Here is a 22,237-nt window from a genome sequence, read left to right on the forward strand (position 1 = left end):
CCATTATTCCGTCAGGGAGAAACCTAGCAAGTCCTGCAGCAGGACCGAAGCCGCACCCATTAGCTTGTCTTCCTCGCCAAGGGAGGCCAGACCAAATACCATGTCCTCCTTCAGAATCGGCAGCGCATGCCGGTCTATATAGCTGCGAACCATGTCCAGCAATTCCGGGTTTCCATGGGCCATGTCCCCGCCCAGGATCAGAGCTTCGGGATTAAACATGTTGATCAGATTGACGATGGCCGCTCCCAGAAGCTCCGCCACTTCCTCATTCAGATCCCTTGCGAGCTTGTCCCCTCTGCGAAGAGCTTCCTTGAATACGGACGGAACAATTTTACTGTAATCTCCCCCGCTCAGCTCCTGGATCAGCGTCGGTCTCCCTGTTGCGATCGCCGTAATCATTCGCGAATACACGGCAATCCAGCTGATGTAACTGTCCAAGCAGCCTACATTGCCGCATTCACAGCGGATGCCGCTGCGGTTTACGCTTGTATGACCGAATTCGCCGGCACCGCCATGCTTGCCCCTTAGGAGATGATCGTTAATCAAAATACCGGAACCAAGCCCGTCGCCAATGGAAATATAAATCAGGTTCGCATATGCGTAATCGCCAAATCGGCGTTCAGCCAGCACAACGGAATTCATATCATTCTCTACCCAGGTCCGCAGCCCGTAGCGTTCTTCCATAATCCGTTTCAACGGAACATCGGTCATGCGAAGTTTCGTGTTATAACGCACCATGCCCTGACTATCACTCACAATGCCCGGCACGTTAATGGATATCCCGACACACCGCTCCAAGTCCACTTGTCCTGACATGAAATCGTCCATCAGGCTCAGCAGCCGCTCGATAACGGCTTCTCCTTGGAGCCCGGCTAGAGGATGCGTTTCCTTCCGGAGCACCTTCGCCTCCAGATTCATGCGGGCCAGCATCATGACCGAATTCGTAATCGCTACTGCAAACAAATAATGATTATCCGGATTGAATTTGAGCAGAATGGGCTTTCTTCCACCGCTGGAGGAGCCAGTTCCAATCTCGGAAACGTAGCCTTCCTTGATAAGCTCCTGTACGGCTGAGGCGACCGTGGAGGGACTCAGCTTGTTTTTTTTGGCCAGGTCGATTCTGGATATGGGTCCCTCTGTGCGGATCTTGTTCAGCACCTTGGACCGGTTTAATGCCTGAATCAGCTTGTGATCACCTTTTTTCATATTGTTCAAGCGAGCTCAACCTTTCTTTAATTTCTTCATATAGTAGGACTTTCTATATCGGAAAAATGAGGATAGAATCACTATAACATGTTCCAGAACCGAACAAAAACTTATTCCATCTATCGAAATAACTAGCCATGTTAGTTTTCATAATAATTCGCTCATATTGTGAAAAAAAGAATTTAAATCGATTTGTAATCGCTATCTTGAAAAATAATAGAGGGGATTATATAATCTTTCGCAATAGAAGCTGGTTGTTCTGTCAAGAAAGATAGCATCTTGATGTTAACTTTTTTCGACTTATGGAATAACTATCGCTTTTTACATCACTTACATAAAGGGGGGCTCAAGGGGTCCGATTCCTTCGAACAAGCCGTACGACCAACCACGCTTGATCAAAAATCACGTGAATTCAAGGAGGGTTATCTGATGAAAAAAAGAATTGCTGTCCTGATTTCGATATTATTTGTGTTCACCGCGTTACTGTCCGCTTGCGGAGGCGGCAATGCCTCTGGCGGAAATAACGGCAAAAAGGTCATCAACGTCGCTCTATGGGACGAAAATGTGCGGGACACGCTGGACAAGTCCATTAAAATTTTCAATGAGAAGCACCCGAATGTTGAAGTGAAAGTGACCTACACCCCATGGGCCGATTATTGGACCAAGCTGAGAACCAGCCTCGCCGGCAACAGCGGCCCTGACGTTTACTGGATGAACGGCCCTAACTTTCATTCCTATGCCTCCTCCGGTCTAATTAAAGACCTGTCTCCCCTAATTGAGCAAAGCGGCCTGGACACCTCGGTTTATACGGAAGCCCTCGTCGATATGTACACCTATCAGGGTAAACTTCACGGACTTCCTTATTTCCAGGATTCCGTCGGACTTTTTTACAATAAAGAATTGTTTGACAAAGCCGGTCTGCCTTATCCCGACAAAACCTGGACCTGGCAAACCGTCGAGGAGAACGCGGCCAAGCTGACGGATAAATCAAACGGCATTTACGGCTTCATAGCCCCGATCGACAGCCAAATCGGATATTACAACTTCATTGCCCAAGCGGGTGGATATGTCATCTCGGACGATAAGAAATCATCCGGATTTGATACACCCGAAGCACTATCGGCGTTCCAGTGGGAACAGAGCTTGATTGAAAAAGGCTATTCCCCAAGCGCGCAGCAGCAGCTTGAAACGAAGTCCCGCCAATTGTTTGGCTCCGGCAAGGCGGCCATGTTCCCGGGGATATCGGTGAACTCGCCTGAGTTGTATAAGCTTCTCGGCGACAAACTCGGTGTCGCTGAACTTCCTGCCGGCAAGGAAAAGGCATCGATCGTTCATGGACTTAGCTGGGCCATCAACGGCAAGACGAAAGTCGAGCAGGAATCCTGGGAGCTGATTCAAGTTCTTTCCGGTAAGGAAGGCCAGGAATTACTCGCCGAATCGGGATTCTCGATGCCTGCGTACAAAGGCACGGAGGGTGGCTGGCTGAAGTCCATTCCTTCTCTTGATCTGCAGGTGTTCGTGGACAGCCTGGAGTTCGCCGTACCTTATCCGGTATCCCAGAAAACCGCAGAGTGGCAGGACGCTGAAGTGAAGGAAATTCAGGCGGCTTTCCTCGGAAAGAAATCGTTTGAAGAAGCATTAAAAAATGCCGGCGAACAGATGAATGCCATCCTGGCGACAGAAACGAAATGACGAGCATCCGCTCCCAATACGGAAATTAAGAAAGGACGGTGCAGCCTGTGAGCTCTCCCATCACTGTGACCACAGAACCTCCTAAAACGACAACCAAGCGAAAAGCAGGGAAACTCGCCGTACACGAAGCTGTCTGGGGGTATATCTTCATTCTGCCTGTCGTGCTGGGCCTCGGTCTGTTCTATATGGCGCCTTCCGCAGCCTCCCTGTTCCTGTCGTTTACGTCGTGGGATGGACTAACTTCCCCCCAATTCATCGGATTCGATAACTTCGCAAATTTGATGAAGGACGACAAATTCACCGGTTCCATGCTGAACACGATGCTGTACACCGTCGGTACGGTGCCGTTATCCGTCGTACTCGCAACGGTGCTGGCCGTGCTCCTGAACCAGAAGATCAAAGGCATGGTCTTTTACCGCACCTTCTATTTCATACCCGTGATCACCATGCCGATCGCGGTTGGCATGGTGTGGAAATGGTTGTACAACTCCGAATTCGGATTGATCAACCACGTGCTGGGTGTCATGAACCTGCCGCAGCCCAACTGGCTGTTCGATGAGAAATTCGCCTTGTTCTCCATCGTGCTCGTCAGTGTCTGGAGCAGCATCGGATACAATGCCGTCATTCTGCTGTCCGGTCTGCAGGGCATTTCCGGCAGCTATTATGAGGCGGCTTCGCTTGACGGAGCGGGAACGCTGTACAAGTTCTTCAGGATTACGCTGCCTCTGCTGACACCCAGCCTGTTCTTTGTCTTGGTCATGTCCTTCATCAATTCGTTCCAGGTGTTTGACCTGATCTTCATCATGATGGATCAACAGACCACGATGCTGGAATCCACCCGAACGGTTGTGTACAGCATCTGGGAGGACGGCTTCAAATACTTCAATATGGGTTACGCTTCAGCGCAGGCCTTCATTCTGTTTATCGTTATTCTGATCATCACCATGGTTCAGATGTATATTCAGAAGCGCTGGGTCCACTACCAATAACAGGAGGTGTGTAGACGTGAATACTTCAACCGATGCGGGAAAAGCAAGCCGTCTGGCGGTCCACATCCTCTTAGCTGTCGGGGCGCTGCTCATGATTATGCCGTTTCTGTGGATGATATCCACATCCTTCAAGTCCTTTGCGGATTCCATGTCCGTTCCGCCCAAATGGCTCCCTGTGGAATGGCACCCGGACAACTACCTGCGGGTCATCCAAACCATTGATTTCGGAACCTATTATTTGAACACCGTTATCGTGACGGTGGGACGGACGGCTGGACAGCTCATTCTGTGCTCCCTTGCAGCCTATGCATTTGCCAGTCTGAGATTCCCTTTCAAGAACGCCATCTTTCTCGCGCTCCTGGCCGTATTGATGGTCCCGTCCCAGGTTGTTATGATTCCGAGCTTTGTCATCATGCGCGAGTTCAATTGGCTGGACACGTTCTACGTGCTGATCGTACCCGGCATATTCAGCGCCTTCGGTACGTTCTTATTGAGACAGTTCTTTATGACGCTGCCGAAGGACCTGGAGGAAGCGGCCAAAATCGATGGCTGCAGTTATTTCCGGATTTACTGGAATATTTATTTGCCTTTATCCAAGGCGGCTCTCGTCTCCCTGGCGATCTTCACCATATTAGCCTCATGGAACGATCTGCTATGGCCGCTCATCATGACGAGCTCCGAGGAGATGCGTGTCCTTTCCATCGGGATATCCAGCTTCCAGGGACAGCATTCCACCGATTACCCGCTGCTGATGGCAGGGGCCTTAATGGCTACCCTCCCCATCATCATCCTGTTTATCTTCCTTCAGCGATACTTTATTGAAGGGATCGCCATGAACGGGATTAAAGGATAGCGCACGGATCGCTCGAACCATGCAAAAAAAAGGAGTGTACGGAAATGTTACAGGTGTTAGTGATTGGTGCAGGCACCATGGGTAGGACCCATGCCGCCGCTTATGCTTCGATGCCGGGCGTTAAGCTTGCGGGGATTGCCGATATCCGGGCGGAAAAAGCACAGCAGCTGGCGGATAAATACGGCGCACAGGCCTACGCTTCATTCGAAGCAGCCGTTGCAAGTTTGGGCGCGACTCGCATTGATGTCATTGACGTCTGCCTGCCAACCCCGTTTCATAAGGACTATGTTGTCAAAGCCGCGGACATCGGCAAGCATGTCATATGCGAGAAACCGCTCGCCAGAAGCGAAGCGGATGCACGCTTCATGATCAACTACTGCCAGGATAAAGGCGTGCGTTTATTCGTGGGTCACGTCCTCCGCTTCTTTCCGGAATATGTGAAGGCCAAATCGCTTCTGGATCAGGGCAGCATCGGCAAACCCGCTGTCATCCGGGCAGGCAGGGGCGGCGGTTATCCTGGGGGCTGGAACCATTGGTACAGTGACTTTGGAGCGAGCGGCGGAATTACGCTGGATGCAATGATTCATGATTTTGATTACCTGCGCTGGTGCTTTGGCGAGGTTGAACGCGTATATGCCAAAGGGCTCCATGGCCGTCATCAGGCCCAGCTGGATTATTCGCTGGTAACTCTACGTTTTCGTAGCGGTGTCATCGCGCATGTGGAAGGCACCTGGGCTCACGAGGGTTTTTCCATGAATTTAGAGATGGCGGGCACAAGCGGGGTTATCGATTATGACAGCGCGAAGGACAGCCCTCTTCTCTTCAAATCGCGGAGCAGTGCCGCTACCGTCCCCGGTGTCGTCGTGCCGGAAAGCCCGCTTGAACGGAGTCCCTACTACCGGGAACTGGAGCACTTCATGTCGTGTATCCGTGACGGCAGCGAGCCGGTCGTCTCGGCAGAAGACGCATACGAAGCGCTTCGTATCGCGCTTGCCGCCCTTGCCTCCATGGCCTCCGGCGAGCCGGTGGTTATCGAGGATGATGCGCTCACACTCGCCTCAACATGAGAAAAAGGCGATCGACGTATTTTCAAAAGTCAGACCGCATGCAGCGGATCATTTTTCTTACGGGATAAGAAGGATACAACTCTGTTGGTTATCCTTTCTCATCTTTTGTAGAAGGAGAGAAAGCTATGAAATTGGGAGTAATCAGCTTTGCGCATATGCACGCGTTCAGTTATGCCAAAGCGCTGCAGGGGATCGAAGGCGTAGAGCTTGTCGGCATAGCCGATCCTGTGGAAAAGCGCGGACGGAAATACGCCGAGTATTTCGGGACAGCCTATTATCAGGATTATCACGAGCTTCTTAGTCAAAGCCTGGATGGTGTCATTGTCACCTCCGAGAATGCCCATCATAAGGAGCACGTGCTTGCCGCGGCTACAGCCGGGGTGCATGTGCTCTGCGAAAAACCGCTTTCGACCAATATACAGGATGCACAGGATATGATTGATGCGTGCAAAGCAAGCGGCGTGCTGCTGCAAACGGCATTCCCCGTGCGTTACAATGCTACGGTCGTTCGAGCCAAACAGATGGTCGATGAGGGAAAATTAGGCCGTATTCTGGCAATGAAGGGGACCAACCGCGGACGAAATCCCGGCGGTTGGTTCATCGATCCCAAGCTGTCCGGCGGAGGTGCCGTCATGGATCATACGGTGCATGTCGCTGATATCATGCGCTGGATTACAGGTGCCGAGGTGAAGGACGTGTATGCCGAAGTCGACCATCTCATCTCGGAATCCCCTATCGATGATTGCGGCATTCTGACTATGGAGTTCCATAATGGTGTGTTTGCCACGCTGGATTGCAGCTGGTCCCGCAACAAGGAGTTTCCGACATGGGGCGACGTGACCTTAGAAATTGTAGGCTCTGCCGGGACCCTTAGCGTTAATGCCACCAGCCAGAAACTGCACGTATACACCGATGATTCCGGATACCGCCATCATGCATGGGGGGATAGCATGGATGCCAGCCTGATCAGGGATTTCGTATCTTCGATTTCCTCCGGCGCTGCAGAAGCATCCGTCACTGGTGAAGATGGGCTCAAGGCACTTGCCGTGGCCGTAGCCGCCTACCGATCATCCGCGAGCCATCGGACAATCGCGTTGTCGGAGCTGTAATCGTTAACGGGCACAGAAGTCGTACTCGTGGTATTCGAGGAGGTCTTCTGTGCTTTTTTTCATAGCGGATCCGTTAATCTATGTTCAAAGCTTGAATAATATGGATAGCGGGGCTATAATCACGTGTGAGTAATCGAGTTACCGGAACATGAAACCAACATCCTATACGATCAGGAGTGAGGCAACCTATGATAAAAGCAGGCGTGCTTGGAGCGGGAGGCATGGGCGCCGTCCATATCAAAAACCTGCACGGAAACGAACACGTTCAGCTGGCTGCAATATGCGACACCAATGAAGCGTTAGCGCAGCAGCAGGCCGAACTGTACGGCACAGCTTATTATACGGACGGCAGCACGATGCTGGAGCAAAAGCAGCTGGATGTGCTGTATGTATGCATTCCGCCATTTTGCCATGGTGATATCGAAGAACAGGCAGCCGCAAAGGGCATTCACCTGATGGTGGAGAAGCCGCTGGGGCTGGACGCCCAGTCTGTCCGACACAAAGCCAAAGTCATAAGTGAAAGCGGAATCATAGCAGCTTCCGGCTACTGTCTGCGCTACCTGGACACCGTTGCGATCGCCAAAGATTTTCTTAAGGACAAAAAAATCGGAATGGTTCGCGCCCACTACATAACAACACCTGTACCGACTCCTTGGTGGCGCAAGAAGGCATTATCCGGCGGGCAGCTGGTGGAGCAGTCCACGCATACCATGGACTTGGTTCGCTATCTGTGCGGCGATATCACCCGCCTGTATGCCGATATGAAGCTGCTGCTGGTGAATGACATTCCGGACCTTGACATTCCGGATGTGGGCGCCATCCAATTCGTGTTAGACTCTGGAGCCGTCGGCCATATGCAAACTGGATTTATCCAGTTCGATCACCGCAGCGGAATCGAGATCATGGGTCGCGACTTCCGCGTAGTATTGGACGGAACCACGCTCTCCATTGTAGACAAGGAGAAAGAAATCGTGTACCGCAGCAAATCGGACTTTTACAAAAACCTAACCAACGCCTTGATTGACGCCATTCGTAACAACGATCCGAGCCTCGTGCTGGCATCTTATGAAGACGGCTTCAAGACACTGGAAGTGACGCTGGCCGCCAATGAATCCGCAGAAACCGGCCAACCCGTCATCCTGCAATCATAATAAAAAAGGGGCATGCTCGTGGTCTGTAGACCTTGAGCATGCCCCTTGATTTTGGGTTCGTATGGTGCGACACAGTCTGATAACTGCTCAACAGCTCACCCGTTTCGCACTATAGCGTAATGATGTACTCGCCCCGCTCTTATAAACCAAGCGAAATGTACTTCACCTCCAGGAACTCATCCATTCCGTAGTGCCCGCCTTCCCGGCCAAGTCCACTCTCCTTGAATCCGCCGAACGGCGCTTGCGCCGTCGAAGGAACGGGATCATTCACACCAACAATCCCGTAGTCCAGCGATTCTGCAATGTTCACCGCTTCGCCCAGATTCTGCGTAAATACATAGGCAGCTAATCCATAGGGACTGTTGTTGGCACGCTGCACCGCTCCGTCTATCGTTTTGAACGTGGTAATCGGGGCAAGGGGGCCGAAGGTTTCCTCGTTCATGCATTCCATGTCGTCGGTTGCGTTTATAATGACCGTAGGCTCAATATAATTGCGGCCCAGCTCCGGTAATGCTTGACCTCCTACCAATATGACGCCGCCCTTCTCTTCCGCGTCCTTGATCTGCCTTACGACTTTATCCACAGCGTCCCGGTTAATCAAAGGGCCGATATCGACGCCGTTCTCCAGTCCATTTCCTACCTTTAATTGCTTCACAAGCTTCGCAAACTTTGTGGCAAACTCCTGCGCAATCCCTTCCTGTACATAAACCCGGTTAGCACATACGCAGGTCTGACCTCCATTGCGGAATTTGGAGGAGATTAATCCGGCAGCCGCTTGATCCAGATCAGCCTGGTCCGTCACGATAAAGGGCGCATGGCCGCCAAGCTCCAGCGATATTTTCTTGACGTTAGCGGCAGCTCCGGCCATCAGCTGTTTCCCCACTTCGGTTGATCCAGTAAAAGACAGCTTTCTTACGCGGCTGTCTGCCTGCCACACGCCGGAAATGTCGCTTGAAGCTCCGGTTACGATGTTAATGACCCCGGCTGGAATACCGGCCTGATCGGCAAGCTCCACCAGCTTGATGGCCGTGAACGGCGTCTCGCTGGATGGCTTGATCACCACGGTGCAGCCGGCGGCCAGAGCAGGCGCCACTTTGCGGGTAATCATGGATGCGGGGAAGTTCCACGGCGTAATCGCTGCTACGACGCCTACGGGTTGCTTCGTTACAATGATGCGCTGCCGGCTGGATGATCCGGGTATAGTCTCGCCGTAGATTCGTTTGCCTTCCTCCGCATACCAGGACACAAAGCTGTTGGCATATTGTATCTCGCCCGCTGCTTCCTTAAGCGGTTTCCCCTGCTCTGTGGTCATAATCCGCGCCAATTCATCCGTATGTTCCGCTATAAGCTGATGCCAGCGGCGCAGCAGTTCCCCCCGTTCATTCGCCGTTCTGCGGGACCATGCGCCAAACGCATCGGCTGCCGCATCGACGGCAAGCCCGGCTTCCTTCTTGCCGGCCTTGGACACGGTACCTATTACCTTCCCATCCGCCGGATTATATACGTCCATCTGTTCTTCGGTCTGAATCCATTGTCCAGCAATATAGATTTGATTACGAAACATCGTAAAGACCTCCTCTTCGTCTCATCATGGCTGTGAATGCTGATTGATCATCAACTGCTGCGGTCACGATCCGTCCTTCTTATTATCCGTTACCCACTTACCCTAATGCAAAAAAATAAAACACTGGAGCTTTATACGCAAGCTCCAGTGTTTCCTATATTCATAACAATTCGCTAAACTTATTTAATAGCTGCGTCTACTTCCGTGATCATTTCAGATACAGACGTCAGGCCGCCGCCGGAAAGATACCAGAAATCCGGGTTCAAGTAAACGATGTTACCCTCTTTTGCCGCGTTCGTTGTATTCACAAGCTCGTTCTCAACAACCGCTTTAGCACCTGAAGCTCCTTCGCCCGTGGCAACCGCTGCACCGCGGTCGACAACAAAGAGATAATCCGGGTTCATCTCAACGATGTACTCATTCGATATGTCTTTACCATGTGTGCTGACTTCGATGTTAGGATCTACAGCTCCGAAACCGAACACATCATGCAGAATGCCGAAGCGGGAACCCGGTCCGTATGCACTGATCTTGCCTTCGTTAGCCAGGATGATCAATGCTTTCTTGCCGGTTGCTGTAGCTTTCTCATTCAATGCTTTGATGTTCTCGTCGATCGTAGCAAGCTCTTTTTCAACTTCTGCTTCTTTACCAAAGATTTGACCCAGCGTGTTCATGTTTGCTTTAAAGGATTCCATGTATTTGCTTGTATCAACACCCAGGAAGATAGTTGGAGCAATTTTGCTGAGCTCCTCATACGCATCTTGCTGTCTGCCGGAAATGATGATCAGATCCGGGTTAATGCTGTTGATTTTCTCAAAATCAGGTTCTTTCAGGCTGCCCACATTCTCGTATTTCTTGTCCTCGAATTTGGACAGGTAGGACGGGATATTGGCTTGTGGAACGCCCAAAACCTCAATACCCAATTTATCGACAGAGTCCAGGATACCAAAATCAAAAACAACAACGCGGGAAGGATTCTTCTTAACAGGCGTTTCACCCAGTTGATGGGTAATCGTGATTTCTTCAGTGGCAGCCGGTGGATCTCCAGCTGCATCTCCGCCACCCGTGCCGCTTGTTTTATCGTCTTGACCACAAGCCGCGAGCACAAGCGTGAACATTGCTACCATAAATAAAGCCAACCATTTTTTCATTATTTACACCCCATTTTTTATATTTAAAAGCTTTCTATAATTCAACATATATTTGAATTTATGGTTGAATATGTAATTCAATCTGAACAGATTAAATCATGCCTTCCTATATCCAAGGCAGCCCTGTCCTTGTATTGGATAAGGATTCCGTGCTGTTATCTTCCAGAATCCTTATCCTCCACTCTCTCATATCATGTCGCTTAGCCGTAGTATACACACACCCGATTGTCATTAATCTCTTCGATCTCAATGTCCATGTCATAGATTCCGCGAAGCACATTGCTCTGAATGATATTCTCGGTCTTCCCTTCGCTTTCAATGGCTCCATCCTTCAATGCCACGATGTAATCCGAATAGAACGAAGCGAAATTGATGTCATGAATAACGATGACAATTGTCTTGTTCAGATCAGCGACAAGCTTTCTGAGAATCTTCATAATCTGTACGGAGTGTTTCATGTCCAGATTGTTCAGTGGCTCATCCAGCAGGATATACTCTGTATTCTGGGCGATGACCATCGCTATGTAAGCACGCTGGGTCTGGCCGCCGCTGAGCTGATGAAGATATTTATGCTGCATATCCCCAAGCTCCATATAAGAGATAGCCTCATCTACGTATTTCTCGTCTTCCGCGTTCAATCTGCCCTGAGAGTAAGGAAAACGACCAAAGGATACAAGCTCACGCACCGTCAGACGGAGGCTGATGTGGTTGGATTGTTTCAGAATCGAAACCTTCTTCGCCAGATCGCCGCTCTTCCATTGGCTAACCTCTTTACCGTCCACCGTAATTTGTCCGCTGTCCTTGCCTGTTAATCTGCTAATCATGGACAGCAACGTACTCTTGCCGGCACCGTTCGGACCGATAAAGGAAGTGATTTGACCTTTCGGGATCGTAACGGACACGTTATCAACGACTTTTTTGCCGCCATAGACTTTCGATACGTTCGTAACCTGGATCATGCTTTACTCTCCTTTAGTAGCAGGTATATGAAGTAGACACCGCCGATGAAGTTGATAATGACGCTGAGCGTTGTAGAGAACGTGAACACCCGCTCTACAACCAATTGACCGCCGACCAGTGCAATAATGCTAATCAGTATGGATGCTGCTATTAAATATGAATGCCTGTATGTCTTCATCACTTCGTACGCAACGTTGACCACCAGGAGCCCGAGGAATGTAATCGGACCTACCAAAGCGGTAGCCACCGAGATCAGAACGGCAACCACAATCAGAAGCCGCTTCACAACATAATCATAATTCACGCCGAGGTTGATCGCCTGCTCACGACCTAGTGCCAGCACGTTCAGGTACTTGGCAAATCGGGCAAAGTACAGCAAGGTCAGCGCTACGACAATGACGGAAAGGACCAGGAGCTCGGTCTTCACATTGTTAAAGCTGGCAAACATTTTGTCGGCTACAAACTGGAACTCGTTCGGGTCAATCAGCACTTCCATAAAGGAAGACATGCTGGAGAACAGGGTTCCGAAGATCATGCCGATCAGCAGCAGGAAGTAAATGTTATTCCCTTCCCTTTTAAACAGAATCTTATATAAGACTCCGGCAAATAGGATCATCGCGCCCACGTTGATCAGAAAGTTAACGTTGCTGCCCAGTTTGTACAGCGTGAAGGATCCGAAAACAAAGATGACGGTGGTCTGGATCAGTATATATAAGGAATCTAATCCCATAACGCTAGGCGTCAGTATCCGGTTATTCGTGACCGTTTGAAACACCGTGGTAGACAGAGCAATCGCCCCGCCGGTCAGAATAATGGCAAGCACCTTCTTGATTCTCCTCGGAAGCGCGTAATCCCAATTGCCGCCAAGATCAATGAACAGAAAGACTGCCACCAGGATGATTGCCGCTGCGGCCAACAGGCCGAGTTTGGCTTTATAAGTCATAAGCCTTTCTCCTCATCAGTAAGAAAATGAATATACCGCTTCCGAGTACGCCCACGGTTAGACTAATCGGAATTTCATAGGGATAAATAATGATCCGGCCCAGGATGTCACAGAACAGTACGAACCCGGCCCCCAGCAGCGCGGTATGCGAAAGGCTTTTTTTCAAATGGTCTCCTAAGTACAAACTAACAATATTAGGTATGATCAGACCAAGAAACGGAATCACGCCGACCGTCAGCACGACGGAAGCCGTAACCAGCGCCACGATGACCAGTCCCAGATTCACAACTCTCCGGTAGTGAAGGCCCAGGTTGGTAGCAAACTCCTCTCCCATTCCGGCCACCGTAAACTTGTTGGCGAACAGATACGCCAGAATCACAAGCGGGATACTAAGATAGAGCATTTCATACTGGCCCTTCATGATCATGGAAAAATCACCCTGGAGCCATGCGGACATATTCTGAATAAGATCATATTTGTATGCAAAGAAGGTGGCGATCGAACTGACGATATTACCGAACATCAGCCCTACGAGCGGGATGAAGATCGCATCCTTGAACTTAATCCGATCCAGTATCTTCATGAAGATAAAGGTTCCTGCCAGAGCGAATACAAATGCCACAAGCATTTTGACAAGCGGTCCGCTTGTCGTGAAGACAAGCATGGCTACCAATATCCCCAGTCTGGCAGAGTCCATCGTACCTGCCGTGGTGGGCGATACGAACTTGTTGCGGCTGAGCTGCTGCATGATCAATCCGCAGATGCTCATGCTGACACCCGCCAATATGAGACTGACAAGCCTAGGAATCCGGCTGACAAGCATAATATGCTGTTGTTGTTCCGTCATCGAGAACAATTGCAGTGGCGAGATATCTTTAACTCCAATAAATAATGAGATTATCGAGAGTACCACAACGGCTGCAAATAAGTATCTAATCTTCATGGCTCTTCCTTCTATGCGTATGTCTCTAAATACCTGGGATCGTGCAATTTTCGTCATCATTCTCATTGAGATTGATTATCAATTGCGTTCTGATATGCATTATATCATCCTCATTCTGGCTCGACAAGTATAATTGAGAATCAAAATCAATTAAATTGTTCATACAAGTATATTTTGTTCATGAATTGTTCATAATATGAAGTTAGGTGGAGACATAGCTATTATCCTCAGGGCAGAACCACACTTTGGTTAAATCCCCTTTAATGCAGCATCTGCAATAATGAGACTTCTCTAAAAACGATACTGTTTCAATCCCTATTAAATGGATAAGAAAAATTATATTAGATATTAAAAGTCGTTGACAATTCCTCTAAGTTATATTAATATCCTAACAGAATTATTATTTCTAACTAAACGTAAGTTAATGTAGAATAATAATTGAATTTATGGCTAATAACGTAAAATGCATATTTGCTTGTAGTAAGGGACATCTTCTAATCAGGCGTATGCAAATTCGATTACACCAGGAGGTTTTTTTTCAATGTCTAAAGATTTTTCAGCTGCACTCAAAAATCGCCGTTCTTATTACGGGATTAGCAAAGAATCCGTTATCTCGGACGAGCGTATTCAGGAAATCGTAAACGAAGCGGTTAAGTATACTCCGTCTTCTTTCAACTCCCAAAGTGCACGCGTCGTTGTATTGCTTGGCGAACAGCATGATAAACTGTGGAACATGACGGAAGGCATTCTGAAGGAAGTTGTTGGTGATGAAGAAGCATTCAAATCCACTGCCGACAAAATGGCTTCATTCCGCGCTGGTTACGGTACGGTACTGTTCTTCGAGGACAACAACGTCATTGCCGGGCTGCAACAAAACTTTGCCGCTTATGCCGACAACTTCCCGGTATGGTCCAACCAATCCAACGGCATGCTGCAATTTGTAGTATGGACATCCCTTGAAGCAGAAGGTCTGGGCGCATCCCTGCAGCACTACAACCCGCTGATCGACGAAAAAGTAAAAGCCGAATGGAACATCCCGGAAAGCTGGAAGCTGATTGCTCAAATGCCTTTCGGTAAGCCGGTTGCTGAACCAGGCGAAAAAGAATTTGCACCGCTTGAAGATCGCGTGAAAGTATATAACTAATCAAACAGATGAAAAAAGCCGCCTCCCTAAGTTCCTGCAACTGGGACAGGCGGTTTTTATAATGGGCAAAGATTGAAAAACCGATGGCAAAACGATACAATTACACAGGTAAGAACCCTCGAACTTCTACCGATAACATGAAGTTCCGGGGCAAATCTTGTGGTTAACCAACTACATAAGATGTTGGCTGTACTAGGGGTGCCATGTGCTGAGAGACGGCGGGCTGCCGTTAACCCTTATCACCCGATCTAGGTCATACTAGCGTGGGGAAGTGTAGCATTTATGTTTATTTCTTTTCGTAGGCATAACTGCACCTTCTTCACGGGGTGCGGTTTTTTTACGTGGACTTATATAATGGGGAGGAAATGACAATGAATGAGCTTGTTTGCGGAACCAGCCGGATCGTCGGATGCCGGTTCTCGGTATTTCCTATGACAGACCGGTTTGTAGAGGTCATCCTGGGCGCGCTGCAATCTGTGGATACGGGGAAGGTGTGGATTCAGACAGACGATGTGAGTACCTGTATTCGTGGACGTGCAGAGCATGTCTTTGATGTTACAAGAGCGATATTCGCCCATGCTGCGGCGAGTGGCGTGCACACTGTTTTTAATGGCACTTATTCCATCGGCTGCCCCGGGGATACGGACGCCGATGTATATATGACGGAGGATTCGACCCGCTTAAACAACGACATCGGAGAACATGCCGATATGGAGACTGCCTGCCAATTCGCTCTTTACCCCATGGGTACGGATAACTACATGGAGGTCATCTACGGTGAAGTAAATCGTGCGAAGGCAGCCGGTACGTTCGCCGGAAGCGTTCATTACGCCAGCCGGTTGGACGGATCCTTATCCCGGGTGTTCGGGTCTCTTGAAGAGGCGTTTTTGCATGCGATCCAATCCGACAGCAGCCATCTGGTCATGACTGCAGTGGTGTCCGCTCACAGCCCCTCGGTTAAAGCTGCATCGAATTGAGTCCGATTGAGGCAGACAAAAGCCCGGCATGCGCCGGGCTTTTCTGTCACTACTGCCAAGAATCTTGACGGTTTAAACCCAAGCACTCAAGATGATTACGAGCAGGATAAAGAGAACCAAAATAATTCCTACTGAATTGCCATATTCACCGCCGCCATATACTCCGCTCATGAAGATCCCCTCCTGGATTTAAAGTATGCCGTGATGTAATCACACTATTATAGTATTTCCCGCGCCTTGCTAGCGTCACGGCTAATGTACCAATCTTTATCTATTGGCATCGATATTTTATTCCTCATAACCGATGAGAAGTTTCCCTCCGTACGGACGGAGCATTTCCTCGGTAAATGCCATTAGAACAGAAGGATCATCTTGGCGATACATCGCCGCGAGCGCTGCTTCCAATCGCTCTCCTAAGATTGTGTCAAAGCGGTTAAACAGGCGGAACAGCGTTTTCCCTTCACCCGTCCACTCCCGGTTCACCCTAAGTACAAAATCACAGAGAATCGCGGCTATTTTGTGCACCGTAAACCATTTTTCGCCATCGCTTCGGGGACTCTTCAAGTCCAGCATGTACTCGGTTAGCACATAACGGTAATCGTTAATATCGGTTCTCGTCAAGGGCAGAGGTCCGTAATCCAAATCGCTTTGGGCTTCCGCCCGCACCTCTTCCCCCTCGGGCATAAGGCGCAGCACCGTCCCTTCTGCGATCATCCGCTGAAATGACGGATTCGCCGCGATCACTCCCTCGTCAAAATATTCGCGATAGGAGGATAAAGACAATATAAAGATTTCCGCGATCCACCCATGCGCCCCTATCGTCCTCCTGCTGAAATCATGACCCTCTCGTTCAAGGACCATAATGTCCAAATCGGATTGTTCATTATATTCGCCTCTGCTCGCGCTGCCGCCAAGCACGGCAAGCAAACAGTCGGGATAATCGTGTTGAATGACGCGTTCCGCTGCCTCTACCGGTTCCATCCTCATGACGTTTCCTCCATTATGACTCTGATCCTCCCGAAAAAAGGGCTCAAAATATCTAATTCAGCTAAAACCCTAAACGTACCTGAATCATATGGTAAATAAACGATTACCCTCATGTTGATGACAAGGGAAGAAGGGATAGATGAGATGAACTACATTCATATGCTCTCCAAATTAGGCATGGGCAGTGCCCACCCGGGAGGATTCGAGGCAACCCTCAGAATGCTGAAGAATTATCCCATTCAACCGGGCAGCCGCATTCTGGAGGTGGGGTGCGGAACTGGCAGAACCGCATGCCATCTTTCGGAGATGGGGTATCAAGTGACCGCTGTTGATCTGAACGAAAATATGATCAAAAAAGCACGAGCACGAGCCGAAGCGATGGAAATCGACGTGCAGTTCCATCAAGCGGATGTATGCGCATTGCCTTTCGAGGACAACCAATTTGATCTGATCCTGGCCGAGTCTGTTACCGTATTTACGAATACTTCGAAATCGCTGCCCGAATATTACCGCGTTCTGGATCGCGGAGGCGTCCTGCTGGACAGAGAATTACTGCTAGATAAACCCATGCCGGAAGCAAAGGTTCAGGAACTGCTCGAATTCTTCGGAATACCTAATCTGATGATGAGAGAAGAATGGGCGGACTCCCTCTTGGCTTGCGGGTTTAAACAGGAAGAAATTCTGGAGTACAACCACTTCAATGAGCAGTTAAAGGAAGAGCAGACACGTCATCTGGATACATTTGAACAACGCGATAAAGGACTCCTGTTCGATGTTGCGCTCTGGGAAACGCTGTTCAAGCATGACCGCATGATTCTGGATAATACCGATTATCTCGCTTCCGCCTTATTCCGGGCAATAAAATAAAACCTTTTCATATCTGTGCATCAAGTGGGGATTCGCATATTTGCTACGTATCCCCTCTCCCTCCTCATTTTCAGTTCTTTCGACCTAATCCAACACTTTTTGTCAATTCGTTCTATCTAGTTTTGCCCGTCGATGCTATAATCATGGTAAATATATCCTATGTTGTTGAGGAGGACTCATTCTTATGGCATGGTTCAACAGACTCCCTATCTCACGAAAAATTACTGCAGCCTGTTTTCTCATTGCCGCTTTGTTTGCGGTTCCAATGCTGCTTGCATTTATTCTAATGGGTAAAGCAATCATTGGCGTGGTCATCGTGGTGGTACTAACCGGTCTTACTTTTCCTCTTTCTCGTCTTATTGAGAAAACGCTTACCAACTCCTTCGCGGAAATCTCCAGCGTTTCTGCCAAAATCGCGAAAGGCGACTTCACCTTCCAGGTAGAAGAGGTTGGGGGCATGAACGATCTCAGCAGAACATTCAACAGCATGGTGGACAAGCTCCGTAAAATATTGCAGGAAACCTCGGATATTACGCGTCAGGTCATGACCTCAAGCTCCAATATCTCGATTAAAAACCAGGAACTCATTCAAGTGATGAATCAAGTCTCCTTATCTTCCAATGAGCTGGCCGTCGGGGCTAACGAAATTTCGGAAGACGTAGCCGAAATGACACATTCCATTGGCGAGATCGAGGAGAAGGTCAGCAACTATACGCATTCAACCCAGGAAATGAATACCCGTTCGATCGAAACGCTGGGACTGGTTGAGCAAGGAAGGGACTCCGTCGCCAAGCAGTCTGCAGGAATGCAGCGTAATATTGACGCAACGGCCAAAGTCGCGGAGTCCATTGATGCACTGGCCCGGAGTGCCAGAGGAATTACGCAGATCACGGAGACGATCTCGGAACTTGCCGATCAGACCAATTTGTTATCCTTGAACGCATCTATTGAAGCGGCAAGAGCAGGCGAGCACGGCGCCGGCTTTGCGATTGTCGCCCAAGAGGTGCGTAAATTGGCCGAAGAATCCACGTCATCAACACGGGAAGTATTCAATCTCGTACGGAGCATCGAATCGGACGTGAAACATGCCACCCAGAACATTAAAATTAATGAAGAGGTCGTCAGGCAGCAAACCGAAATGATCCGTGAGGCTGAGCAGGTGTTCATGGAGATTGTAAACAGTGTTCAGTATATTTCGGAACAGATCGCCGCTTTCTCCAAGGAGAGCGAATCCATGCTCGAAAGTGCGAAGAGCATTTCTTCCGCGATTCAGAATATATCGGCGATCACGCAGCAATCCGCCGCTGGAACGGAGCAGGTGTCGGCCTCCATGAATGAAGGCATCTCATCGATCCAGAAGATGGCCGAGGAAGCGGAAGCAATGAATAATGCCGTTTTCCGGCTGCAAAAAACGATCAACATTTTCAAATTTTAAGTAGGTACACGCTACATAATGTATACGCGCTTTCGAAGCGGCAGCGAGCCGAAATGCAAGAAATGGCTGTGCTAGGATAACATCCTGAGCACAGCCATTCTTCATTGGACACATTTTCGAGTATGACGAACCGTCCGTCAAGTGAGCAAACCGTCGTAGGGGGCAGCCCCCTTTTATATCATGCAAAGTACTCCAGCCCTATAGCTCGTTCCATAACCGCGCGATATTCACGACCCGCCCTTCCTCAAACTCGGCTCGGTAAATATCCGGCAGCGTTGTACCTAACCAGAAATGATAATCGAATCGTTGATCATAATGCTGCAGCATGAGTGTCATAATGTCGCCGTGGGTGCCAATCACGACAGACTTTCCGATATGTTTATTCAGGATTTCCTTTAGCACCTGGACTGCTCGGCTTTGCGCGCTTTTGCTGGATTCCCCTCCAGGGAAGGAGGTAGTTGGATCCTGAAAAAGGATCTTCTTGGCATCGAGGAAGGAATGCCCCTGAAAATCCCCGACCTTCCGTTCCCTTAAGTCCTCATACTCCGTAATCAGCAATCCCAAAGCGTCTGCCAATGGTTGGACCGTATCTTTGGCTCGCTTGTAAGGGCTTGATATGATCGCGTCAATCCCTTCTCCCAGGAGCATGTCCTTGACTCGAACCGCAGCGAGGGAACCCTCGGCGGATAATCCCCGCGACCTTTCCTTCCCCTCGAGATATGGCGATTCCGCATGTCTCACAAAATAGAAAGTCGTCATCCTTCAACCTCTGCTTCTTTAGAAGTCTCACCCTTTAATACGGGCTCCATCATCATCTCTACAAACGGTGTTAACGGTAACAACCCCAATGACTCCAAGGGAATCCATTTTGCTCCTAATGAGTCCTGGCCGTCTCCGTCCGTCTTGATCACGGCTTGATGATCCAGCAGCTCGACATCATACATGATGCCGATGTGATGCAGTTCTTCCATCTGATTCGCTTCATACTGATATACGATCGTGTAGGATACAGCCGTCCGAATGCTCCCCTTAATTGGAGCAAGCCCGGTTTCCTCTATAAATTCGCGCTGCAGCGTATACTCCGGCTCTTCTCCGAACTCAATGGAGCCGCCCGGTAAATCCCACTTCCCCTTGTGCGGCCCTCTCGCTTTCTGGATCAACAGGATATGATCATGCTGAATCAATACTCCATAAACGCCGAGATGCGTATGTTTCACCACAGTTAACACACTCCTTTTCTTGCAGTGAAGGTGATCCATTGACTTCGAAAAAGTACGTCTCTCCCACCCTTCACTTCTTGAATATCCTGCTGCACCTGACGCCTCGTGAAGATCTCCCATTCCGAATACAGCTCATCGAGGATGGAAAAGGCTCTGTCCGCGGACAGATTCAGCTCGATTAAACCTTCCTCCTCCAAGCCCGTTTCCTGATCGATTTCCTTCACCTCTGTGCTCATCATGATGCAGTGTATGCCCTGGTGCACGGTTCCTGCCTGCATCTGTTCGATCTTGGATACGAAGGCATCCTCGGAGCTCATATGCTCCAGGCATGAGCATGCGATGACGTAATGATAAGTATCCACGGCAATTTCATAGTGCTCTACGTCTGCCACAATGGCCTCAAGGTTTGAGCTTACGCCATGTAGTACCGCATACTGCCGCAGCTTCTCGACTGCCGATGGCAGCAGATCCACGCAGACGACCTGCCCGTTCGCCGCTTGGATCCGCTGCGCAACCGGGATACTGTTACGCCCGACGCCACAGGCCAGATCCAATACCCGCATCTCATGAAACGACAATAATTCCAGATGATCGAGGACCGTCTGCACAGGCTTGGCTAACCAGCTCCCAGGCTGAAACAATACGGTTTCTTCGTACAGTGTCTCGTGATACAATATTTCCTTTTGACGTGCGCAGTTGAATATGTCCATGCGATAGCCCCTTGTTCCGGCCGTTATAAGGCCTACCTATAAATTCAATACGGACAGCCCATTTCCTTGCTCACTGCAAACTCTGCTAGGATTTAGGGTACTCTTATCTAATCATCGCTTATCGTTAGCTGCGGCCACTGATCCTTCCATTGCTTCTTCGCTACCCGTTCCAAATAATAGCTCGGCTTATGAAAGTTAGGACTTCTGCGAACCCGAAGCGCAAATAAATCCCCCAATCCATAAGGACAGCAGAGCTCAAGCTCTTCTTCGACGTTCAGCCTTGCCCCGACTGCGGTCGCCGTCTCCGGCCAATAGGTTAACGCTGCTTGGGTCGAGTTATAAGGCTCATCTCCATTCTTCACATGCATTCTGGCCTGATTCTTGACTGACCATTTCGGGTTCGCCGTTGTTGTTCTAAGAAGCTCTTCCAATCGAATATCCCGCTCTACAGAAACATCCTCCGGATCGAAGTATACGACATCGATATCCGTATGCCGATCCGTCCCTTCCAACCCATGAAGCAGGTCCCACACATAATTTCGAATGTAGCCTGCAGCAATATAGCATTGAGGCAACCCTAAGTCTCGAACGCTGCCCAAATCCGTCATCAATTGCTTATGCTGGCTTATGTACTCCTTTAACTGTTCCTTTAACTGTTCCTCTAATATACCATCCACCGCCAATAACATGATATTCTTCTTCGCCCTCTTACAATTCAACTTCCACCGGTTCTTCTATTTGCTACCCGCAACTTGAATAAGAGCGTAACCCTCAAATGCTGTATCTGTGTAAAAAGCATAGACCGCTTCACGAGGAATACGGTCTATGCACGCTCTTTGGTAAAACTATTATATTCCAAATAATCCCTGAACGGCAAGACAGGCAGGGATTATAGGTCGCAGCGGGTGCCACCCGTGCAGCATGCCGGACAGAAACCTGAGCATGCGCACTAACAGCTGCGACTTGAGATGGTTTGACTGCGTATGTTCCTGTGAGGGAGCTTTATAAGCCGTATTTCGAGTTATCCGCAAGATGCATAAGATTATCCCATCGTTCGTCCAATCAAGGCCGCTGGTGTGATAGCTACACAGCCGCGTCCACCCGCTCCTGCGAAGCGCCGTCACAGCGCTTGCACACTTTCAGGGCAGTCCCGTCCGATTTGGTCCGGGGATACAACAGTTTAGTCCGCGTACTCTTGCACACCGGGCATGTACCGCGGGCGCGAGTTGGTAGGTTCCACAAGGATTTGCCTCTTTTTTGTTTTGCCAT

General features: G+C 49.4%; 23 protein-coding genes and 1 riboswitch. Of the genes, 10 read left to right on the plus strand and 13 right to left on the minus strand.

Annotated elements, in window-relative coordinates; genetic code table 11:
* Window positions 1-3 precede the first annotated feature (3 nt).
* The gene (locus M4D81_RS09340; protein ID WP_071220471.1) at window positions 4-1,206 is read right to left on the minus strand and encodes an ROK family transcriptional regulator; all 1,203 of its coding nucleotides are present in this window, start codon (window positions 1,204-1,206) and stop codon (window positions 4-6) included.
* Between the two features lie 429 nt (window positions 1,207-1,635).
* Here M4D81_RS09340 and M4D81_RS09345 point away from each other — a divergent pair, with 429 nt between their 5' ends.
* The 6 genes from M4D81_RS09345 to M4D81_RS09370 all read left to right on the plus strand — a co-directional run bounded on the left by M4D81_RS09345 (window position 1,636) and on the right by M4D81_RS09370 (window position 8,067).
* The gene (locus tag M4D81_RS09345; RefSeq protein WP_260065828.1) at window positions 1,636-2,898 is read left to right on the plus strand and encodes an ABC transporter substrate-binding protein; all 1,263 of its coding nucleotides are present in this window, start codon (window positions 1,636-1,638) and stop codon (window positions 2,896-2,898) included.
* Window positions 2,899-2,945: 47 nt separating this feature from the next.
* Window positions 2,946-3,887, plus strand: a complete 942-nt coding sequence (locus M4D81_RS09350) for a carbohydrate ABC transporter permease (RefSeq protein WP_260065829.1) — start codon at window positions 2,946-2,948, stop codon at window positions 3,885-3,887.
* Window positions 3,888-3,903: 16 nt separating this feature from the next.
* Window positions 3,904-4,740 carry a carbohydrate ABC transporter permease gene (locus M4D81_RS09355; RefSeq protein ID WP_113057310.1) on the plus strand — a complete coding sequence of 279 codons (837 nt, stop codon included), beginning with the start codon at window positions 3,904-3,906 and terminating at the stop codon, window positions 4,738-4,740.
* A gap of 44 nt (window positions 4,741-4,784) precedes the next feature.
* On the plus strand, window positions 4,785-5,807 hold the full coding sequence (locus M4D81_RS09360; protein WP_260065831.1) for a Gfo/Idh/MocA family protein: 1,023 nt from the start codon (window positions 4,785-4,787) through the stop codon (window positions 5,805-5,807).
* A 125-nt stretch (window positions 5,808-5,932) separates the two neighbouring features.
* Window positions 5,933-6,916 (plus strand): Gfo/Idh/MocA family protein, encoded by a 984-nt coding sequence (locus tag M4D81_RS09365; RefSeq protein WP_260065833.1) that lies wholly within the window; start codon window positions 5,933-5,935, stop codon window positions 6,914-6,916.
* 188 nt (window positions 6,917-7,104) lie between these two features.
* Window positions 7,105-8,067 carry a Gfo/Idh/MocA family protein gene (locus M4D81_RS09370; RefSeq protein ID WP_260065834.1) on the plus strand — a complete coding sequence of 321 codons (963 nt, stop codon included), beginning with the start codon at window positions 7,105-7,107 and terminating at the stop codon, window positions 8,065-8,067.
* Window positions 8,068-8,206: 139 nt separating this feature from the next.
* On the opposite strand, the gene M4D81_RS09375 is transcribed toward M4D81_RS09370, so the two are convergent.
* The 5 genes from M4D81_RS09375 to M4D81_RS09395 form a co-directional block, all read right to left on the minus strand.
* Entirely contained in the window at window positions 8,207-9,631 is a 1,425-nt protein-coding gene (locus M4D81_RS09375; protein WP_260065835.1) for an NAD-dependent succinate-semialdehyde dehydrogenase, read from the minus strand.
* 179 nt (window positions 9,632-9,810) lie between these two features.
* Window positions 9,811-10,782 carry a siderophore ABC transporter substrate-binding protein gene (locus M4D81_RS09380; protein ID WP_071219988.1) on the minus strand — a complete coding sequence of 324 codons (972 nt, stop codon included), beginning with the start codon at window positions 10,780-10,782 and terminating at the stop codon, window positions 9,811-9,813.
* 200 nt (window positions 10,783-10,982) lie between these two features.
* Window positions 10,983-11,741 carry an iron ABC transporter ATP-binding protein gene (locus tag M4D81_RS09385; RefSeq protein WP_076325073.1) on the minus strand — a complete coding sequence of 253 codons (759 nt, stop codon included), beginning with the start codon at window positions 11,739-11,741 and terminating at the stop codon, window positions 10,983-10,985.
* The gene (locus M4D81_RS09390; protein ID WP_071219986.1) at window positions 11,738-12,685 is read right to left on the minus strand and encodes an iron chelate uptake ABC transporter family permease subunit; all 948 of its coding nucleotides are present in this window, start codon (window positions 12,683-12,685) and stop codon (window positions 11,738-11,740) included. Before M4D81_RS09390 ends, M4D81_RS09385 begins: the two co-directional genes overlap by 4 nt.
* On the minus strand, window positions 12,675-13,628 hold the full coding sequence (locus M4D81_RS09395) for an ABC transporter permease (protein ID WP_260065840.1): 954 nt from the start codon (window positions 13,626-13,628) through the stop codon (window positions 12,675-12,677). The genes M4D81_RS09390 and M4D81_RS09395 overlap by 11 nt, the downstream gene beginning before the upstream one ends.
* 541 nt (window positions 13,629-14,169) lie before the next feature.
* On the opposite strand from M4D81_RS09395, the gene M4D81_RS09400 reads away from it, so the two are divergent.
* Together M4D81_RS09400 and M4D81_RS09405 are read left to right on the plus strand one after the other, a co-directional pair.
* Entirely contained in the window at window positions 14,170-14,772 is a 603-nt protein-coding gene (locus tag M4D81_RS09400) for a nitroreductase family protein (protein ID WP_071219983.1), read from the plus strand.
* A 184-nt stretch (window positions 14,773-14,956) separates the two neighbouring features.
* Window positions 14,957-15,059, plus strand: a riboswitch (TPP riboswitch).
* Window positions 15,060-15,143: 84 nt separating this feature from the next.
* Entirely contained in the window at window positions 15,144-15,749 is a 606-nt protein-coding gene (locus M4D81_RS09405) for a Ykof family thiamine-binding protein (RefSeq protein ID WP_260065841.1), read from the plus strand.
* Between the two features lie 72 nt (window positions 15,750-15,821).
* Here the strand turns inward: M4D81_RS09405 and M4D81_RS09410 are convergent, their stop codons facing one another.
* Together M4D81_RS09410 and M4D81_RS09415 are read right to left on the minus strand one after the other, a co-directional pair.
* The gene (locus M4D81_RS09410; protein ID WP_194543647.1) at window positions 15,822-15,920 is read right to left on the minus strand and encodes a YjcZ family sporulation protein; all 99 of its coding nucleotides are present in this window, start codon (window positions 15,918-15,920) and stop codon (window positions 15,822-15,824) included.
* Window positions 15,921-16,037: 117 nt separating this feature from the next.
* The gene (locus M4D81_RS09415) at window positions 16,038-16,736 is read right to left on the minus strand and encodes a nucleotidyltransferase domain-containing protein (RefSeq protein WP_260065843.1); all 699 of its coding nucleotides are present in this window, start codon (window positions 16,734-16,736) and stop codon (window positions 16,038-16,040) included.
* Between the two features lie 144 nt (window positions 16,737-16,880).
* On the opposite strand from M4D81_RS09415, the gene M4D81_RS09420 reads away from it, so the two are divergent.
* Window positions 16,881-17,603, plus strand: coding sequence for a class I SAM-dependent methyltransferase (locus M4D81_RS09420; protein WP_260065845.1), 723 nt, complete (start codon window positions 16,881-16,883; stop codon window positions 17,601-17,603).
* A 184-nt stretch (window positions 17,604-17,787) separates the two neighbouring features.
* On the plus strand, window positions 17,788-19,038 hold the full coding sequence (locus tag M4D81_RS09425; protein WP_260065847.1) for a methyl-accepting chemotaxis protein: 1,251 nt from the start codon (window positions 17,788-17,790) through the stop codon (window positions 19,036-19,038).
* 198 nt (window positions 19,039-19,236) lie between these two features.
* On the opposite strand, the gene M4D81_RS09430 is transcribed toward M4D81_RS09425, so the two are convergent.
* From M4D81_RS09430 to M4D81_RS09450, 5 genes are all read right to left on the minus strand, one after another.
* Entirely contained in the window at window positions 19,237-19,797 is a 561-nt protein-coding gene (locus tag M4D81_RS09430) for a histidine phosphatase family protein (protein ID WP_260065849.1), read from the minus strand.
* A complete protein-coding gene (locus M4D81_RS09435; RefSeq protein WP_260065851.1) occupies window positions 19,794-20,258 on the minus strand; it encodes an NUDIX hydrolase in 465 nt (154 codons plus the stop codon). Before M4D81_RS09435 ends, M4D81_RS09430 begins: the two co-directional genes overlap by 4 nt.
* Window positions 20,259-20,260: 2 nt before the next feature.
* Window positions 20,261-20,968 carry a class I SAM-dependent methyltransferase gene (locus M4D81_RS09440; protein WP_260065852.1) on the minus strand — a complete coding sequence of 236 codons (708 nt, stop codon included), beginning with the start codon at window positions 20,966-20,968 and terminating at the stop codon, window positions 20,261-20,263.
* A gap of 107 nt (window positions 20,969-21,075) precedes the next feature.
* Window positions 21,076-21,576, minus strand: coding sequence for a nucleotidyltransferase family protein (locus tag M4D81_RS09445; RefSeq protein ID WP_397376674.1), 501 nt, complete (start codon window positions 21,574-21,576; stop codon window positions 21,076-21,078).
* A gap of 475 nt (window positions 21,577-22,051) precedes the next feature.
* Window positions 22,052-22,237, minus strand: a complete 186-nt coding sequence (locus M4D81_RS09450; RefSeq protein ID WP_074961828.1) for a hypothetical protein — start codon at window positions 22,235-22,237, stop codon at window positions 22,052-22,054.

The organism is Paenibacillus sp. p3-SID867, from assembly GCF_025142895.1.
Taxonomy (GTDB): Bacteria; Bacillota; Bacilli; order Paenibacillales; family Paenibacillaceae; genus Paenibacillus_AQ.

Coding starts and splice junctions, on each gene's coding strand:
- M4D81_RS09445 (WP_397376674.1), bottom strand. CDS start 21,576: ATGACGGATTTGGGCAGCGTTCGAGACTTAGGGTTGCCTCAATGCTAT.
- M4D81_RS09410 (WP_194543647.1), bottom strand. CDS start 15,920: ATGAGCGGAGTATATGGCGGCGGTGAATATGGCAATTCAGTAGGAATT.
- M4D81_RS09395 (WP_260065840.1), bottom strand. CDS start 13,628: ATGAAGATTAGATACTTATTTGCAGCCGTTGTGGTACTCTCGATAATC.
- M4D81_RS09400 (WP_071219983.1), top strand. CDS start 14,170: ATGTCTAAAGATTTTTCAGCTGCACTCAAAAATCGCCGTTCTTATTAC.
- M4D81_RS09430 (WP_260065849.1), bottom strand. CDS start 19,797: ATGACGACTTTCTATTTTGTGAGACATGCGGAATCGCCATATCTCGAG.
- M4D81_RS09415 (WP_260065843.1), bottom strand. CDS start 16,736: ATGAGGATGGAACCGGTAGAGGCAGCGGAACGCGTCATTCAACACGAT.
- M4D81_RS09385 (WP_076325073.1), bottom strand. CDS start 11,741: ATGATCCAGGTTACGAACGTATCGAAAGTCTATGGCGGCAAAAAAGTC.
- M4D81_RS09380 (WP_071219988.1), bottom strand. CDS start 10,782: ATGAAAAAATGGTTGGCTTTATTTATGGTAGCAATGTTCACGCTTGTG.
- M4D81_RS09345 (WP_260065828.1), top strand. CDS start 1,636: ATGAAAAAAAGAATTGCTGTCCTGATTTCGATATTATTTGTGTTCACC.
- M4D81_RS09450 (WP_074961828.1), bottom strand. CDS start 22,237: ATGGCAAAACAAAAAAGAGGCAAATCCTTGTGGAACCTACCAACTCGC.
- M4D81_RS09375 (WP_260065835.1), bottom strand. CDS start 9,631: ATGTTTCGTAATCAAATCTATATTGCTGGACAATGGATTCAGACCGAA.
- M4D81_RS09360 (WP_260065831.1), top strand. CDS start 4,785: ATGTTACAGGTGTTAGTGATTGGTGCAGGCACCATGGGTAGGACCCAT.
- M4D81_RS09440 (WP_260065852.1), bottom strand. CDS start 20,968: ATGGACATATTCAACTGCGCACGTCAAAAGGAAATATTGTATCACGAG.
- M4D81_RS09405 (WP_260065841.1), top strand. CDS start 15,144: ATGAATGAGCTTGTTTGCGGAACCAGCCGGATCGTCGGATGCCGGTTC.
- M4D81_RS09420 (WP_260065845.1), top strand. CDS start 16,881: ATGAACTACATTCATATGCTCTCCAAATTAGGCATGGGCAGTGCCCAC.
- M4D81_RS09390 (WP_071219986.1), bottom strand. CDS start 12,685: ATGACTTATAAAGCCAAACTCGGCCTGTTGGCCGCAGCGGCAATCATC.
- M4D81_RS09365 (WP_260065833.1), top strand. CDS start 5,933: ATGAAATTGGGAGTAATCAGCTTTGCGCATATGCACGCGTTCAGTTAT.
- M4D81_RS09370 (WP_260065834.1), top strand. CDS start 7,105: ATGATAAAAGCAGGCGTGCTTGGAGCGGGAGGCATGGGCGCCGTCCAT.
- M4D81_RS09340 (WP_071220471.1), bottom strand. CDS start 1,206: ATGAAAAAAGGTGATCACAAGCTGATTCAGGCATTAAACCGGTCCAAG.
- M4D81_RS09425 (WP_260065847.1), top strand. CDS start 17,788: ATGGCATGGTTCAACAGACTCCCTATCTCACGAAAAATTACTGCAGCC.